General features: G+C 41.5%; 15 protein-coding genes. 5 read left to right on the top strand and 10 right to left on the bottom strand.

Translation table 11 applies throughout. The features are described 5' to 3' along the window. The coding region (locus AABI99_RS15605; RefSeq protein WP_338367013.1) for a cation diffusion facilitator family transporter at positions 1-617 on the bottom strand (617 nt) is incomplete at its 3' end. Positions 618-776: 159 nt separating this feature from the next. Here AABI99_RS15605 and trmL point away from each other — a divergent pair. Then, the gene (trmL, locus tag AABI99_RS15600) at positions 777-1,241 is read left to right on the top strand and encodes a tRNA (uridine(34)/cytosine(34)/5-carboxymethylaminomethyluridine(34)-2'-O)-methyltransferase TrmL (protein WP_338367012.1); all 465 of its coding nucleotides are present in this window, start codon (positions 777-779) and stop codon (positions 1,239-1,241) included. 173 nt (positions 1,242-1,414) lie between these two features. Here trmL and gpsA read toward each other — a convergent pair whose 3' ends face one another. From gpsA to AABI99_RS15580, 4 genes are read right to left on the bottom strand one after another with little or no spacing between them, the layout of a single operon-like run. Next, positions 1,415-2,422 (bottom strand): NAD(P)H-dependent glycerol-3-phosphate dehydrogenase, encoded by a 1,008-nt coding sequence (gene gpsA, locus AABI99_RS15595; RefSeq protein WP_338367011.1) that lies wholly within the window; start codon positions 2,420-2,422, stop codon positions 1,415-1,417. Between the two features lie 3 nt (positions 2,423-2,425). Next, the gene (gene secB / locus AABI99_RS15590; RefSeq protein ID WP_055014740.1) at positions 2,426-2,911 is read right to left on the bottom strand and encodes a protein-export chaperone SecB; all 486 of its coding nucleotides are present in this window, start codon (positions 2,909-2,911) and stop codon (positions 2,426-2,428) included. A 34-nt stretch (positions 2,912-2,945) separates the two neighbouring features. Beyond that, positions 2,946-3,203 (bottom strand): glutaredoxin 3, encoded by a 258-nt coding sequence (grxC, locus tag AABI99_RS15585; protein WP_338367010.1) that lies wholly within the window; start codon positions 3,201-3,203, stop codon positions 2,946-2,948. Between the two features lie 31 nt (positions 3,204-3,234). Continuing rightward, on the bottom strand, positions 3,235-3,666 hold the full coding sequence (locus AABI99_RS15580) for a rhodanese-like domain-containing protein (protein WP_338367009.1): 432 nt from the start codon (positions 3,664-3,666) through the stop codon (positions 3,235-3,237). 267 nt (positions 3,667-3,933) lie between these two features. Here AABI99_RS15580 and gpmM point away from each other — a divergent pair, with 267 nt between their 5' ends. The 4 genes from gpmM to AABI99_RS15560 are packed head-to-tail and all read left to right on the top strand — an operon-like array spanning position 3,934 to position 8,712. After that, entirely contained in the window at positions 3,934-5,478 is a 1,545-nt protein-coding gene (gpmM, locus tag AABI99_RS15575; RefSeq protein WP_338367008.1) for a 2,3-bisphosphoglycerate-independent phosphoglycerate mutase, read from the top strand. A 3-nt stretch (positions 5,479-5,481) separates the two neighbouring features. Then, entirely contained in the window at positions 5,482-6,621 is a 1,140-nt protein-coding gene (locus tag AABI99_RS15570) for a peptidoglycan DD-metalloendopeptidase family protein (protein WP_338367007.1), read from the top strand. A 36-nt stretch (positions 6,622-6,657) separates the two neighbouring features. Then, the gene (locus AABI99_RS15565) at positions 6,658-7,917 is read left to right on the top strand and encodes a S41 family peptidase (RefSeq protein ID WP_338367006.1); all 1,260 of its coding nucleotides are present in this window, start codon (positions 6,658-6,660) and stop codon (positions 7,915-7,917) included. Between the two features lie 39 nt (positions 7,918-7,956). Further along, complete coding sequence (locus tag AABI99_RS15560; RefSeq protein WP_338367005.1) at positions 7,957-8,712, top strand: divergent polysaccharide deacetylase family protein; 756 nt, start codon at positions 7,957-7,959, stop codon at positions 8,710-8,712. A 58-nt stretch (positions 8,713-8,770) separates the two neighbouring features. Here AABI99_RS15560 and AABI99_RS15555 read toward each other — a convergent pair whose 3' ends face one another. The 5 genes from AABI99_RS15555 to ftsY all read right to left on the bottom strand — a co-directional run. Next, positions 8,771-10,642 carry a methyl-accepting chemotaxis protein gene (locus tag AABI99_RS15555; RefSeq protein WP_338367004.1) on the bottom strand — a complete coding sequence of 624 codons (1,872 nt, stop codon included), beginning with the start codon at positions 10,640-10,642 and terminating at the stop codon, positions 8,771-8,773. A gap of 342 nt (positions 10,643-10,984) precedes the next feature. Continuing rightward, entirely contained in the window at positions 10,985-11,848 is an 864-nt protein-coding gene (gene rpoH / locus AABI99_RS15550) for an RNA polymerase sigma factor RpoH (RefSeq protein WP_338367003.1), read from the bottom strand. 295 nt (positions 11,849-12,143) lie between these two features. Beyond that, on the bottom strand, positions 12,144-13,130 hold the full coding sequence (gene ftsX, locus AABI99_RS15545) for a permease-like cell division protein FtsX (RefSeq protein WP_338367002.1): 987 nt from the start codon (positions 13,128-13,130) through the stop codon (positions 12,144-12,146). Continuing rightward, positions 13,127-13,804 (bottom strand): cell division ATP-binding protein FtsE, encoded by a 678-nt coding sequence (gene ftsE, locus AABI99_RS15540; protein ID WP_338367001.1) that lies wholly within the window; start codon positions 13,802-13,804, stop codon positions 13,127-13,129. The genes ftsX and ftsE overlap by 4 nt, the downstream gene beginning before the upstream one ends. A 79-nt stretch (positions 13,805-13,883) precedes the next feature. Beyond that, a partial coding sequence (gene ftsY, locus AABI99_RS15535) for a signal recognition particle-docking protein FtsY (protein WP_338367000.1) occupies positions 13,884-15,037 on the bottom strand: 1,154 nt, incomplete at its 5' end.

Below are 15,037 nucleotides of genomic sequence, written 5' to 3'. Positions count from 1 at the left end.
GCTATATCAAAAATACTTTGTTTTTCTTCGTCCGGTAGTTCTTTATCCATTAAATGATCAGCACTGTCGCGTGCTATATCCCAGCTGTTATAAAGTAAGTAGCCTGCAACACCAATAGCAAACAGCGGATCGGCATATAAAACCCCATAATACGAAAGTAAAATAGCAAGTAAAACCGCGGCATTTAAAATTAAATCGCCTTTGTAATGTACCGAGTCTGCTTTAATTGCAATTGACTCAGTATGGTTAATCACCTTTGTTTGAAAAAACACGATTACTAACGTGCACACAATTGCAAATACACTTACCCACACACCTAGCATTGAATGATTAATCACAATTGGGTTAAATAATCGTTCAATGCCATGAAACGCAAGTAGACATCCTGACCCTGCTATAAACGCAGCTTGCCCAAGCCCCGCAAGCGCCTCTGCTTTACCATGACCAAAACGGTGATCATCATCTGCAGGGCGTAGCGCATAACCAAGTACTAAAAAGCTCATAGCAGTGGCTGTAATATCCATTAAAGAGTCGGTCAAAGAGCCAAGCATCGATGCCGAGCCCGATGCCAACCACGCCCAAGCTTTTGCAGCTATCATTAAGCTGACCATAACCATGGTGACTATGCTTGACGTTTTAACCCAAAATTCGTAACTACGATGATGCACGTTAATATTCGCTACTTGCGGTATTCAATGGCGCGAGTATATCATTTTTTTAAACGGTTTCGTGTATACTGCCCCTCGTCAAATTATAGATTAATAGAAAGGCGCATCATGCTGGATATCGTTTTATATCAACCTGAAATTCCACCCAATACTGGAAATATCATACGCTTGTGTGCAAACACAGGTTACTCATTACACTTAATTGAACCATTAGGTTTTGAGTGGGACGATAAACGAGTAAAACGTGCCGGGCTTGATTACCACGAGTTTAGCAATGTTCAGCGCCACGCCTCGTTTGAAGCATATCTAGAAAAATGCCAACCTAAAAAAGTGTATGCATGTACCACTAAAGGCAGCCAACTTCATCACGAAGCAAGCTACGAAGCCGGTGATTGTTTGGTGTTCGGTCCAGAAACCCGAGGCCTACCCGATGAAATGATTCAAGCACTACCTTACGAGCAACGTGTACGCATTCCAATGCAACCTAATAGTCGTAGTATGAACTTGTCAAATTCGGTTGCTGTATTTATTTACGAATCTTGGCGACAATTAGGGTTTGTTGGAGGCAAGTAATACCAATTGGCTTACTTAAGGCGTGTTGATAGTTAGGGCCTATTTAGTTGTTCTAAATGAAGATTTTTTAACAAAGGTAGCAACACGTTTAGCTTCGCAAAATGATATAAGTATTATTGCACATAGGTATATTGCTAGGCTCAGCAAATTAAAGCCTAGCAATAAGGCTGAAATTATTCAGCCTTTTGTTCGCGGCCTAATAAAGCCATAGCCGCCTCTTTCATATCTTTATTTTTATAAAGGACTTGGTAAATTTGCTCAGTGATTGGCATTTCTACGCCAGCACGTTCGGCTAATAAATAGACTTCTTTTGTATTTCTAAAGCCTTCAACAACTTGCCCAATAGACTCAATGGCGGCATCGACTCCTTCACCCTTACCCAGGGCTAATCCAAAGCGACGGTTGCGCGATTGATTGTCGGTACAGGTTAAGATTAAATCACCTAGTCCTGCCATACCCATAAAAGTTTCTTGTTTAGCACCTAGCGCACAACCCAAACGTGTTAGTTCCGCTAAACCCCGTGTGATCAGTGCCGTACGGGCATTAGCGCCAAACCCAACCCCATCAGACATACCCGCACCAATGGCTATTACATTTTTAACCGCACCACCTAATTGGATACCAATGAAATCATCGTTGTTATAAACGCGGAACGAGCGTCCACAATGAAGCAAATCTGCTAGCTGCTGTGCAAATTCGGTTGAAGTAGACGACACAGAGATGGCTGTGGGCAAACCAATAGCCATCTCTTTGGCAAAGGTTGGGCCCGATAAAACTGCAAGCGGTATATCATCGCCTAATTCTTGCAAGGCAACCTCTTGTAGCAAACGCCCCGTATTTGGCTCAAGCCCTTTTGTAGCCCAAGCAACTTGCGCGCCTTCAACCAGTGCAGGTTTAATTTGCTGCAAAGTGTCGGCAAATGCATGACTAGGTACAACAACCAATACAATAGCACTACTGGCTACAGCTTGCTGTAAGTCGGCTTGTAATAAAAGAGTATCGGGGAATGGTACATCAGGTAGGTAACGTTGATTTTTCCGCTCAGCTGCAAGCGTGGCAACGTCGTCGCTATTGCGCCCCCAAAGTGTCACTTGGTGACCATTTCGGGCTAAGCAAATAGCAAGAGCGGTGCCGTAAGACCCCGCTCCTAATACAGTAACAGCTGAAGTTGCTGTACTCATAAATTATGCGTCTGCTGAAACCTGCTCAGCTTGCGCAGTACGTTGTTGCATGTATTGTGCAAATAACGCATCAAAGTTCACTGGCGCAAGGTTAAGCTGTGGAAAAGTACCACGATTAACAAGGTTAGATACGGCTTCACGCGCGTACGGGAATAACACGTTAGGGCAGTATGCACCTAGCATATGTGCTAGTTGTACTTCTTCAAGCTCGCCAACAGTAAAAATACCGGCTTGTTGAATTTCACATAAAAATGCAGTTTCTTCACCAATAGAAGCTGTCACAGTTAATGCTAAAACAACTTCAAACACACCTTCGTCTAACTTATTAGAGCGCGTGTCTAGGTCTAGCTTTACTTCTGGCGTCCATTCTTTTTGAAAAATCGCAGGTGAGTTAGGCGTTTCAAACGATACATCTTTAGTGTAAATTCGTTGAATTGCAAATTGCGCACCGCCCTCTTGTGCTGCTGCGTTTTGATTTTCTTCGTTCATTGTGCTTCCTACGTGTTAGTTTTTATAATTTAAATTAAGCATTTAGCTTAGCGTCAAGTTTGCCTTGCGCTTCAATTGCCATCATGTCGTCGCAGCCACCGATATGTTCATCATTAATAAAAATCTGCGGTACTGTACTTGCGCCACCGGCTTTAGTAATCATTTCATCACGAAGCTCTGGTTGAACACCAATATCAATATTTGTGTACTCAACGCCTTTGCTGTTTAAAAGTGCAAGAGCACGTTGGCAAAATGGACAATACGCCTTGGTGTATAAAACAACTTTACTCATAATAAATCCTCTATCGATACTACTAAACTGATTAGCGACCTGTTGTAGTTGGAAGGCTGGCAGATTGCCACGATCCCATACCACCCGATAATACATAAACCGATTCAAAGCCTGCTTTATGCATTGCATTTGCAATACCCTGCGCAGTCATGCCTGTGGTGCATACTAATATAATGGGTTTGCTCTTGTACTTTTCAAGGCTCGAAAAGTCAGATTGTTTTGCTTTTTCAGGGCTTAAGTGCTCAGCGCCGGCAATACGCCCTGCGTTAAATTCTTTTTGCGCACGAATATCAACGACCTTGCCTTCTTCACGGTTGATTAGAAGGGTTAATTGTTGTGGGTTAATTTCCCTCACTGCTGAAAACTTACTCTTTATCCAGCCGCTTACAATAAGAAATACAATACCAACCCAAGCAAGGCTTAAAATAGGATGATTTGTAATAAATTCAATATATTGATCCATTCTACTTCCACTATGAAATTATGTTCTAAACCTAATATTTTAGGTATTTTGTACTTTAGCCACGCAAGTATACCCAAACCAAGTTAAAATGCGAGTTTGCCGCGGTTTAAAAACATATAAAGCACCCCATATAAAGGAGCATGAGAAAAATTTAATATCGTGTTTTCAATGCTGATCCTAGCGCTAAAACACGGTATGCTAAAACTAACCAGATAACCTTTTCGGTGCACAGTGCCCATCAACAGGTGCTAATTTTCAGGAGCGATTATGACAGAGCATAAAAAACCACTGGTATTAATGATTTTAGACGGTTGGGGATACCGCGAAGATGAACAAAGCAATGCAATTCTTGCTGCCAACACGCCGGTTTTAGACAACCTTTGGGCAACCCGCCCACACACATTAATTTCAGGCTCAGGTTTAGATGTGGGCTTACCTGAAGGACAAATGGGTAACTCAGAAGTAGGCCATGTAAATTTAGGCGCTGGGCGAATTGTTTATCAAGATTTCACTCGTATAACTAAAGCCATTAACGATGGCGAATTTGACTCCACACCTGCTCTTGTTGAAAACATAGATAAAGCTGTAGCTGCAGGCAAAGCTGTGCACATTATGGGGTTATTAAGCCCAGGTGGTGTTCATAGTCACGAAGACCATATCGTTGCAAGCATTGAACTTGCAGCAAAACGCGGCGCTAAAGAAGTGTACTTTCACGGATTTTTAGATGGCCGTGATACCCCACCGCGCAGTGCTAAAGCATCAATAGAACGTATAGAAGCTCTATTCGCCGATCTAAATTGTGGGCGCTTAGCATCGTTAGTGGGTCGCTATTACGCAATGGACAGAGACAATCGCTGGGACCGCGTAGAAAAAGCCTATAATGTAATGACCCTTGGTGACGGCGAGTTTAACTATGCTGATGGTGTAACAGCATTAGAAGCCGCCTATGAGCGCGACGAAAATGATGAGTTTGTAGCACCAACCACAATCACACCACAAGGGACTGAAGCTGCGCAAATTAATGATGGTGACACCATTATTTTTTCTAACTTTAGAGCCGACCGTGCCCGAGAAATCACCCGTGCCTTCGTAGAGCCAGAGTTTGATGGTTTCACCAAGAAAAAATCACCAAAGCTGAGCGCTTTTGTCATGATGACAGAGTACGCTGCTGACATTGATGCACCTATCGCATTTGGCACTACGCCACTGGTAAACGTACTAGGCGAGTGGCTTGAAAAAAATGGCAAAACACAACTGCGTATTTCTGAAACTGAAAAATACGCGCATGTTACCTTTTTCTTCAGTGGCGGACGCGAAGATGAATTTGAAGGTGAGTCTCGCGAGTTAATTCCTTCACCACAGGTTGCCACTTACGACCTGCAGCCAGAAATGAATTCAGAGATGCTAACCGACAAACTTATTGAAGCGATCAAAAGTGGCCAATATGATGCCATTATTTGTAACTACCCTAATGGCGATATGGTTGGGCACTCTGGGGTTTTTGAAGCCGCAGTAAAAGCCTGTGAAGCTGTTGATGCATGTATAGGCCGAGTGGTAGAAGCATTAGATGAATTTGGTGGTGAAGCACTGATTACAGCGGATCACGGTAATGCAGAGCAAATGGCAAATCCCTCAACAGGCCAAGCACATACAGCTCACACCAGCGAGCCTGTACCTTTTATTTATGTAGGTCGCGATGCAACACCTAGTGAAGGCAAAGCATTAAGTGATGTAGCCCCTACAATGTTACACCTTATGGGCATGGAGCAACCAAGCGAAATGACCGGCACGCCAATCATGACGTTGAAATAGCACATGAGCAAACCAATAAATTGGTTTAGTGTTTATACATTGGTATTGGTTTTGTTAGTGGTTGCACCTGCAACCGCTAACGAAAACCGCACTAAAAAAGACCTATCAGAAGTGCAATCTGCCTTAGAACAAAGCCAAGCAGAATTTAAAGCACAACAAAAGAAAATTGCTGCACTGCAAAAAAACTTAAAAAAACACGAACTAGAAATCGCTAAAAACGCTAAAGCGCTAAACATGGCTGAGCAATCAGTAAAAGAGGCCGAGCAAAAACAACACGCTCAGCAACAAAAAGCACAGCAATTAAAAACGCAACATGCAAAATTTCAAGCTGTTTTAGCAGCCCAACTTAAAAGTGCTTACATGGCGGGCGGTGACGACTACCCTAAAATGTTGTTAAACCAGCAAGACACGGCTAAATTTGAGCGCACTCTTAGCTATTACAACTATTTGAATAAAGCTCGTATAAAGCAAATTGAAGAATTGAAGGAGCTACAACAGCAAATTGCTGATAACCAAGCAGAGCTTGCCAAAACAAAACAAAAACTAGCCGCTTTATTTGAAGAACAAAAAAGACGTCAAAACGCGCTAGTCAACGCCCAAAACGAGCGCCAAACTAACCTTAAAACTTTACAAGCACAGCTCAATAGCACTAAAAGCTCAATTAATTACTTAAAAGATAACGAGCAAACACTAATTACAACTATTAAAGAGCTAGAGCAAGAAAAGAATCAAAAAATTGAATTGCTTGGCCTAAACAACAATAAAGGGAAACTCAACTGGCCCAGTAAAGGAAAACTAAAGCATAAATTTGGCCAACGCAAACATGGTGGTATTGACTGGAAAGGCGTATTAATCGGCGCCAAAGAAGGCACAAATGTAAACAGTATTCATAATGGCCAGGTTGTTTTTGCTGATTGGCTAAAAGGTTTTGGCTGGGTAATTGTGGTTGATCACGGTGAAGGCTTTATGAGCCTGTATGGTCATGCACAAACGCTATTAAAAGATGTAGGTGACATGGTTAGAGAAGGTGAAACGTTGGCATTAGTAGGGCAAAGCGGCGGACAGTCGAGTTCTGGTCTATACTTTGAAATACGCCACAAAGGACGCGCAGTAAATCCTGTTAAATGGTGCAGACGTATTTAAATGAATAAAGCAGCTGCACCGCATTAGGAGCAGCTGATGAGTAACAAAATCCCACAAACATATCCATCCTCTTTTTCTAAATCGCGGTATTCTTTCTTATTGCGCGTAATGGCCTTTATCACCGTTTTTTGTTTTAGTAATTCGTTACTAGCCAGTTCAATAAAAGATCTTCAAGCTCAGCAAATCTCTGAAATACTCTTCAACATTAAAGCTTATTATGTAGAAGACTTATCGCTTACCAAGCGTACTAGCAATGAGGCAAGCGTTCAGCAGGTCGAAACTTTACTTAAGCAGCTCGATCCCTACTCTAAGTACTTAAACGAAAATGACTTAGACGCTTTATTTAACAGTACAAATGGTCATTACACCGGCGTGGGCATTGAAGTAAAAGATATAGAAAACGATATCACTATTGTTGGTGTGATTAAAAACTCCCCTGCAAAGCAGGCTGGTATTTTAGCGGGCGATATTATCATTAGCGTTAATGGTACAAACACACAAAATCGAAATATAGAGCAAGTAGCCGCGTTGATAAAAGACCTGCGTTTTAGCACAGTAACGCTCACTGTAAATCGCGCAGGGCAAGTGCTCAACTTTGCCGTTAGTAAAAGAGAAATAAACGTAGAAAGTGCCTCCAGCCAATTACTTGAATCAGGCGCTGGGTACTTAGCAATTAATAACTTTTCAAACCACACATTACACGAAGTAGCTTTGCAGGTAGCTGCACTTAAAAATGATTATCGCAAGCCACTTAATGGGTTAGTGATTGATTTACGTGACAACCCCGGAGGTACTTTACAAAGCGCAGTGGCAGTAGCGGATTTATTTTTACAAAGCGGCACCATAGTAACCACTAAAGGGCGCTATTATGACGCTAACCAAGCCTACTACGCTAAACGAGGCGACATACTCAAAGGGGTACCTATTGTGGTACTTATTAACGAAAATTCAGCCTCTGCGGCTGAAATACTCGCAGCCGCCTTAAAAGACAACAAGCGCGCTAAAGTGGTTGGTAATCAGTCTTATGGCAAAGGCTCTGTGCAATCCTTAATACCACTTGGTAACGGTAACACAGCGCTAAAATTAACAACCGCCAAATACTTTACACCTGCGGGCATATCAATTGAAGGCGTAGGAGTCACGCCGGATGTAGCTATTGCACAAGCAACTCTTCCACAATCAAATAAAGCCGTTATAATAAAAAACGAACAGAACAAAAATGCACCACAATTTGAACATGAAATACTAGGCGACTTGCAGTTAGTAAAAGCTAAGCAATTACTTAGCATGCAATAGTAAATCTTAATAAATAAAAAGATAATAAAAACTATAAACGTGAAAATAACAAAATGGCTGTTGTTGGTTATTTGCTTTGTATCTAGCACTGCTTGGGCAAAGCAAATAGCCATTGTAATTGATGATATTGGCTATCATCAGCGAGATTTAGAGTTTCTTACCTTACCAGGGCAATTGTCGTATTCAATTTTGCCCCATACCCCTTACTCTCAAATTTTTGCCACGCTTGCAAGCCAAACTAACAAAGAACTTTTATTGCATGTGCCAATGCAAGCACTAAGCGGCAAAGCGCTCGGCCCTGGTGGGCTCACGGTTGATATGGATAAAGAACAACTACAAAAAACTTTAGGTACTGCACTGGCAAGCTTACCGCAGGTAAAAGGGGTGAATAACCATATGGGGTCGGCACTCACCCAGCAAAGCCAAGCCATGAAGTGGACTATGGAAGTACTGAAAAAACGTAACTTATTCTTTTTAGATAGCCGTACTACCGATTTAAGCCAAGCGCAAAATGCGGCAAATTTTATGGGCGTTGAAAATATTGGTCGCCATGTATTTTTAGACAACATAACCACGCAGCAACAACTGCAGCAAAGGCTGGATGAGCTAAAATATAAAGCTACCAAACATCATTTTGCTATTGCGATTGCCCACCCCTACCCAGAAACCATCGACTTTTTACGACAAGCTTTGCCGCAATTAATCGAGCAAGGATTTGAACTGGTGCCAGTATCACAGCTGGTAGAACGTAAGTATATACAAATAGCCCAACAACAAGCCATTTCATTAAACTAGTGGAGTAAGCGAGCGCCCTACTCCAAAAGTTAATTTAACTCAATTATAAGTATGCTACTTATAAAACAAATGTCGCTACTTTAGCATTTAAGTCTGTTGCTCTGTCTTTCAATACTTCTGCTTGGCTTAAGTGCGCGGTAGCTGAGGTCGTTATTTCATCGGTTACATCTTTAATGGCGACCGTATTTCTAGTAATTTCATTGGTCACTTGCGTTTGCTCTTCTGCAGCTACGGCTATTTGGCCCGCCATATCAGAAATCTCATTTACCGCCAGAGTGATTTCTTCTAACGCGTGAGCTGCAGCATTTACATCATCTACGCTATTGTTGGCATAATCTTTACTGCTGTCCATCAAGCTCACTGCTTTTTTAGTGGTGTTTTGTAAGGTTTCTATAGTGGTATAAATTTCGGCTGTAGAGTTTTGTGTTCTTCTTGACAGCACACGCACCTCATCGGCAACCACTGCAAAACCACGCCCCTGCTCCCCCGCTCGAGCGGCCTCTATTGCTGCATTAAGCGCTAAGAGATTTGTTTGCTCAGCAATTTCTTGAATGGTTGTCAAAACGCTCGATATAGCCTGAGCATGCAAACTTAATTCACCAATAACTGTAGTAGTTTGGTCTATTTCGCCCGCGAGTGAATTAATCGTGTTTCTGGTTTTATCAACTAACAGCTTACCTTCACGGCTACTTTGTGCCGATTGTTGCGATGCGGTTGCGGTGTTTTCTGCATTAGCGGCAATTTCATGGGTTGCACTCGCCATTTCTGTGACCGCGGTAGCAACCATAGCCACTTCTTGTTGCTGACGCTGCAACTCACTGACGCTGTTTTGATTGGTGATTAAGCTCTTCTCTGCATCAAAGTCTAAGTCAGTAGCTAATTGACGAATATGACTGATCAGTTCATGTTGGCTGCTAACAAAACGATTAAAACTACCAGCCAGTACTCCAACTTCATCTTGCGTATCAACAGTTATACGCTGGGTTAAATCACCGTTACCATCTGCAATTTTTGATAAAGCTTGCGACACTCGGCCTAAAGGTGCGAGCAATACACCCAATAGCCATGAAATAGCCAACACACTCAGTAAAAGTGCTACTGCAACCAGCACTAATTGAGTCAGCAATAAACTAATAAGCGGAGCCTCTAAAGTTTGTTTATCCAATACAAACAGCAACTGCCAATCTGTATTGTTAATGTTTTCACCCCAAACTAGCTTATCTCGGCCTTCACCCTCAAAGTAAACAGAGGTAAATTCACCGTTTTGACTGTTAGATAAAATTAATTGATGATTTATTTTCGAGTCAATACGCGTAATATCCGCCATTACTTTTCGGGCGTCTTTATAGGCAATCACAGTGCCATCTTTATGCATCATGATTGCGTAGCCATCCGCAGGCAAAGACATTGTATTGACGCTATCGACCAAGGTTTCAATCGATAAATCCCCCGCTACCACACCGCTTTGCGTGGTTTTAGCAATAGAAACAACCAACAGATTATAGGCGGTATCTAAATAAGGTTTGGTAATTACGGTATCACTTTTGAGTTGTGCTTGTTTATACCATGGACGATTGCGCGGGTCGTAACCAGTGCGATCAATACTGGGATCAGAGTCAGTCATTTTTCCGCTGCTATCTCCAAAATATGTTAGCTGAAAGCCACCTGAAGATGCTGCTTGCTGAAGCCCGCTGAGCGTATTGCCCTCAACCTTACTCGCAACCGATTTAATTATCTGCTGACGACTAGCTAGCCAATCTTCAATACGCGTAGCCTGTTGCTTACCAGATTGGCTTACGTTATCAATACTGCTTTTTAACAGTAACGTTTTTTGAGAGGTGTAGCTATTCCACGACAGCAATACAATAATAACGGCTAGGGCAAGAACGACCGATAGCAAGATTTTTTTCTTTAGCGAATATGAGTTCATATTGAGTGTAAATTCTCGCGTTAAATGAAATTGAAAGGCAGTAAGCACAGTAATTAAATGACTTAATTTAGGCTACGATTTGAGTGACAAGTCGCTCAGGTGCGCGAATATTTTCATATACCCAAATTAAAAACAAACCAAAATAATGTATTTAAATTAAAATCAAACTTATTCATTAATTTTAAATAGCGTACATTTAATTAAAAGATACATAGATGTGACTAGAGGTAAGTAGAACAAGACAAACGATACTTTCTATTAACCTTTTTAGTTAGCTTTTTAGTTAAAAAAAAACCCCGCATATTTATGCAGGGCTTTTTAAGTTTCAAATTTTTTTCGCTATTAGCTCATTGCGCTTTGTAGTTTTTTCATTGCCGTTTTTTCTAGTTGGCGAACACGCTCCGCAGATACGCTGTATTTTTCAGCTAGCTCTTGCAGTGTTGCTTTGTCATCAGACAACCAGCGCGCACTAACAATATCTTGAGAGCGCTCATCTAGTGTTTTAAGTGCACTAAATAAACGAGTATGTGACTGCTCTTGCCATTGCTGCTGTTCGATATCGTCTGCTAGATCTGCTGTGCCATCTGTTAGATATTGCACTGGCGAGTATGTACTTGTTGGTGCGTCGTCATTATCGTCACCCGTTAAGTCAAAGCCCATGTCTTGGCCGCTCATACGAGATTCCATTTCACGAACTTCTTTTTCACTCACACCTAGCTCATTCGCTACAGTGCTCACCTCAGCTTGGTTAAACCAACCTAAACGCTTTTTGTTTTTACGAAGATTAAAAAACAATTTACGTTGCGCTTTAGTGGTCGCAACTTTTACGATGCGCCAGTTTTTAAGCACAAACTCATGAATTTCTGCTTTAATCCAATGAACAGCAAACGATACTAAGCGTACACCCACACTTGGGTCAAAACGCTTAACGGCTTTCATCAATCCTATGTTGCCCTCTTGGATTAAGTCGGCTTGTGGTAAACCATACCCCGAGTAGCTTTTAGCAATATGTGCTACAAAGCGTAAATGCGACATAATGAGTTGCTTTGCAGCACTAAGATCGCCTTCTTCTTGAAGTCGTGTTGCTAGCTCTTTTTCTTGCTCAGCTTTAAGCATAGGGATGGTACTAACCGCTTGAAGGTAGCCGTCCATACTTGCGCTTTGTTGCCCAACTGTAAGTGCCATTGCGTATAAATCTTTACTCATTTTTCACCTCGGTGATAAACATTTGAAACCATCTTAGCACTCTTTCTCTAAGAGTGCTAACACCAATTTAAAACTTTTTTAGAACATAAATCAAGTGGTATTTTGGTATGTATTTAGTCTACTACAAGCGACTGAATAAGTGATGAATTAAGGGTTTGCAAGCAATTAGCCTGATCGCAACACGCCATTTACAACACATAACGTAAAAGGAGGATAGTACACAAATATGACAATTTTAATATGTAAGAGTGCATCCAACTTGATACTTTACGAGTACCAAGTTGAATTAGTTCATTTAAACTTTATCAGGCTCTATTTCTTTAATGTATCGGTTAACTGATAAGTAAGACCCAACATAACCTAAACTAGTGGCAAGTAACACTAATGCACCAAACTCGTTAAGCGTTAAACCAATTAACGTAAAACTTGTTTGATACACGCCCGCAACGCTGCTGACTGCACTCGTTAACCACCACATCATTAGCGCAATACAAATAAATGCAAACAAGCCACCAATAACGCCATACCAAATACCGGTCCATAAAAATGGAGCATGTATAAAGGTATTGGTAGCCCCCACTAACTTCATTACTTGTATTTCTTCTTTTTTATCCATAATCGATAAACGAATCGTATTACCAATAATAAGTGTCACTGAGGTCAGGAGTAATAAAGCAATTGTAATAACGCTTTCTTTCAATAAGTCTAATAATGCATTTAGACGTTCTAACCAAGCAATATCTAGCTTACCAAAATCTACTTCTCGCTCACTTTCAAGTTTTGTAAGCAGCGCTTTAGCCGCATTGGGCTGGCGATGTCGCTTAGTGGGTGTTACCAATACAACATCAGGTAGCGGATTGCTGTCTAAATATTCTAAAGCCTGCCCAAACCCCGACACATCTTTAAATTCAGTTAATGCTTGCTGCTTAGAAATAAATTCAACGCTTTGGACCTCTGGGTATAGTGCTAAACGCTTTACTAAAGTTTGCGTTTCTTGCTCGCTCATACTCTCTTTTACAAAAAGCGAAATTTCACTGGCTTCTTCAAACCCACTACTTACCTGCTGAACATTTTTTACAACTAAATATAGCGTTGCGGGTAGCGTTAGGCTCAAACCAAGCACAGCTATTGTCATAAGTGAAGCAAGTGGCGTACGCCACATTTCACCTAAGCTGTTTACACCTTGGCGAAAAATATTAATAATAAAAAAATAACCGCCCGCTAAAGCCGATTTTTTTTGTTTGTCATTTGTGTTTTGACGCCCTTTAAATAACAAGCTCATAGCATGCCCTCCGCCAGTGGGTCTTCAAGCATACGGCCATCTTTTAAAGTCAGGCTACGATATTTTAAACGCGATACCAAACCAAGGTCGTGCGTTGCTATAAGCACAGTCGTGCCATGCTTATTAAAATCTTCGAATAGTCTTAATATTTCCATAGAAAGTTCGGGATCAAGATTACCCGTTGGTTCATCAGCTAATAAAATTGGTGGAGAATTTACAATCGCTCTAGCAATACCCACGCGTTGCTGCTCACCACCTGAAAGCGTAGAAGGATAACATTTAACTTTATCCAGTAGCCCCACTTTATCTAACGCACCGTGTACTCGTTTGGCTATTTGCTTATGATGCGTCCCTTCTATAATTAGTGGCAATGCCACGTTATCAAAAACGGTATAGCGATCTAACAAACGGTGGTTTTGAAAAATGATACCAATATCGCGGCGCGCATACGGAATTTGCCGTGAATTAACTTTATTTAAATCAACACCATTAATTAGCACGTTTCCCGCAGATGGTCGCTCCATTAAACTAATGAGCTTTAATAAAGTACTTTTACCGGCACCACTGTGACCTGTTAAAAAAGCCAATTCACCAGGCTTAATATGAAATGTCACTTTTTCCAGAGCGCGATGCCCTCCGGGATAGGTTTTACTTACTTGCTGAAAGTTTATCATTATTTATTATGCCAGCCCCAAAAGAGTAAATTGGAATTCCTTGCAATTAAAAAGGGAGCAAGCTCCCTTTTTTGGTAAATTAAGCGTCGCCCTCATCTTGGCTAAATAAAGCCTCAATAAAGTCATCGCTTTTGAATGCGCGTAAATCTTCGATGCCTTCACCTACACCGATGTACCGAATAGGAATATTAAATTTATCTGCAACGGCAAATATAACTCCACCCTTAGCGGTACCATCTAGTTTGGAAAGAGTAATCCCTGTTAAACCAACGCACTGATTAAATAAATTTACTTGGCTGATAGCATTTTGCCCTGTACCAGCATCAATGGTTAGCATAACTTCATGTGGCGCATCGGGGTCTATTTTCTTCATTACACGAGCTATTTTTTCAAGCTCTTGCATTAAATTATCTTTATTTTGCAAGCGCCCTGCTGTATCGGCAATTAACACATCAACATTACGTGCTTTAGCGGCCTGAAATGCGTCAAACACCACCGAAGCACTGTCTGCCCCTGTATGCTGAGCAATAACAGGAATGCTATTACGCTCACCCCATACTTGAAGCTGTTCAACGGCTGCGGCACGAAAGGTATCACCTGCAGCCAACATCACTGACTTACCTTCATTTTGAAACTGCTTAGCCAGCTTACCTATGGTCGTGGTTTTACCTACACCATTTACGCCCACCATTAAAATTACAAATGGTTTTTTATCAGCACTGATCTCAAGCGGTTGCTCAGCTGTTTTAAGCATGGCGGCCATTTCTTGCTTCATCAATTCATAAAGCGCATCACCATCTTTGAGCTGCTTACGGTCGGCAGCATCAGTCAAACTATCAATCAACTTCATCGTGGTATCAACACCTAAATCGGCAGTAAGAAGTTGAGTTTCTAAATCTTCAAATAAATCATCATCTATTTTTTTACCACTAAAAATAGATGCAAAGCCAGACCCTATATTTACACGCGTTTTTAGTAGGCCTTTTTTAAGGCGTGAAAAGAAACCCTCTTTTTTAGGCTTTTCGGCACGTTTAGCCTCTTCTTTTGCAAGCTCTGCCGTAATGCGCTCTTGTTCTAAACGATCAGCTTCAGCCTGTTCTTGAGCAATACGCTCTTGTTCTAAACGTTCAGCTTCGGCCTCTGCAGCAAGACGTTCTTGCTCTGCGCGTTCAGCCTCTGCCTGTTCTTGAGCAATACGCTCTTGTTCTAAACGTTCAGCTTCGGCCTCTGCAG

It is taken from the genome of uncultured Pseudoalteromonas sp. (genome assembly GCF_963922945.1).
GTDB lineage: Bacteria > Pseudomonadota > Gammaproteobacteria > Enterobacterales > Alteromonadaceae > Pseudoalteromonas.
Note: the sequence above shows the minus strand (reverse complement) of the source record. Positions and strands in the feature narration are given on the sequence as shown.

Excerpts from the sequence above, each read along its gene's own strand:
- AABI99_RS15570 (WP_338367007.1), top strand. The coding sequence starts at position 5,482 with ATGAGCAAACCAATAAATTGGTTTAGTGTTTATACATTGGTATTGGTT.
- ftsX (WP_338367002.1), bottom strand. The coding sequence starts at position 13,130 with ATGAGCTTGTTATTTAAAGGGCGTCAAAACACAAATGACAAACAAAAA.
- trmL (WP_338367012.1), top strand. The coding sequence starts at position 777 with ATGCTGGATATCGTTTTATATCAACCTGAAATTCCACCCAATACTGGA.
- AABI99_RS15555 (WP_338367004.1), bottom strand. The coding sequence starts at position 10,642 with ATGAACTCATATTCGCTAAAGAAAAAAATCTTGCTATCGGTCGTTCTT.
- rpoH (WP_338367003.1), bottom strand. The coding sequence starts at position 11,848 with ATGAGTAAAGATTTATACGCAATGGCACTTACAGTTGGGCAACAAAGC.
- gpmM (WP_338367008.1), top strand. The coding sequence starts at position 3,934 with ATGACAGAGCATAAAAAACCACTGGTATTAATGATTTTAGACGGTTGG.
- AABI99_RS15565 (WP_338367006.1), top strand. The coding sequence starts at position 6,658 with ATGAGTAACAAAATCCCACAAACATATCCATCCTCTTTTTCTAAATCG.
- gpsA (WP_338367011.1), bottom strand. The coding sequence starts at position 2,422 with ATGAGTACAGCAACTTCAGCTGTTACTGTATTAGGAGCGGGGTCTTAC.
- grxC (WP_338367010.1), bottom strand. The coding sequence starts at position 3,203 with ATGAGTAAAGTTGTTTTATACACCAAGGCGTATTGTCCATTTTGCCAA.
- ftsE (WP_338367001.1), bottom strand. The coding sequence starts at position 13,804 with ATGATAAACTTTCAGCAAGTAAGTAAAACCTATCCCGGAGGGCATCGC.
- secB (WP_055014740.1), bottom strand. The coding sequence starts at position 2,911 with ATGAACGAAGAAAATCAAAACGCAGCAGCACAAGAGGGCGGTGCGCAA.
- AABI99_RS15580 (WP_338367009.1), bottom strand. The coding sequence starts at position 3,666 with ATGGATCAATATATTGAATTTATTACAAATCATCCTATTTTAAGCCTT.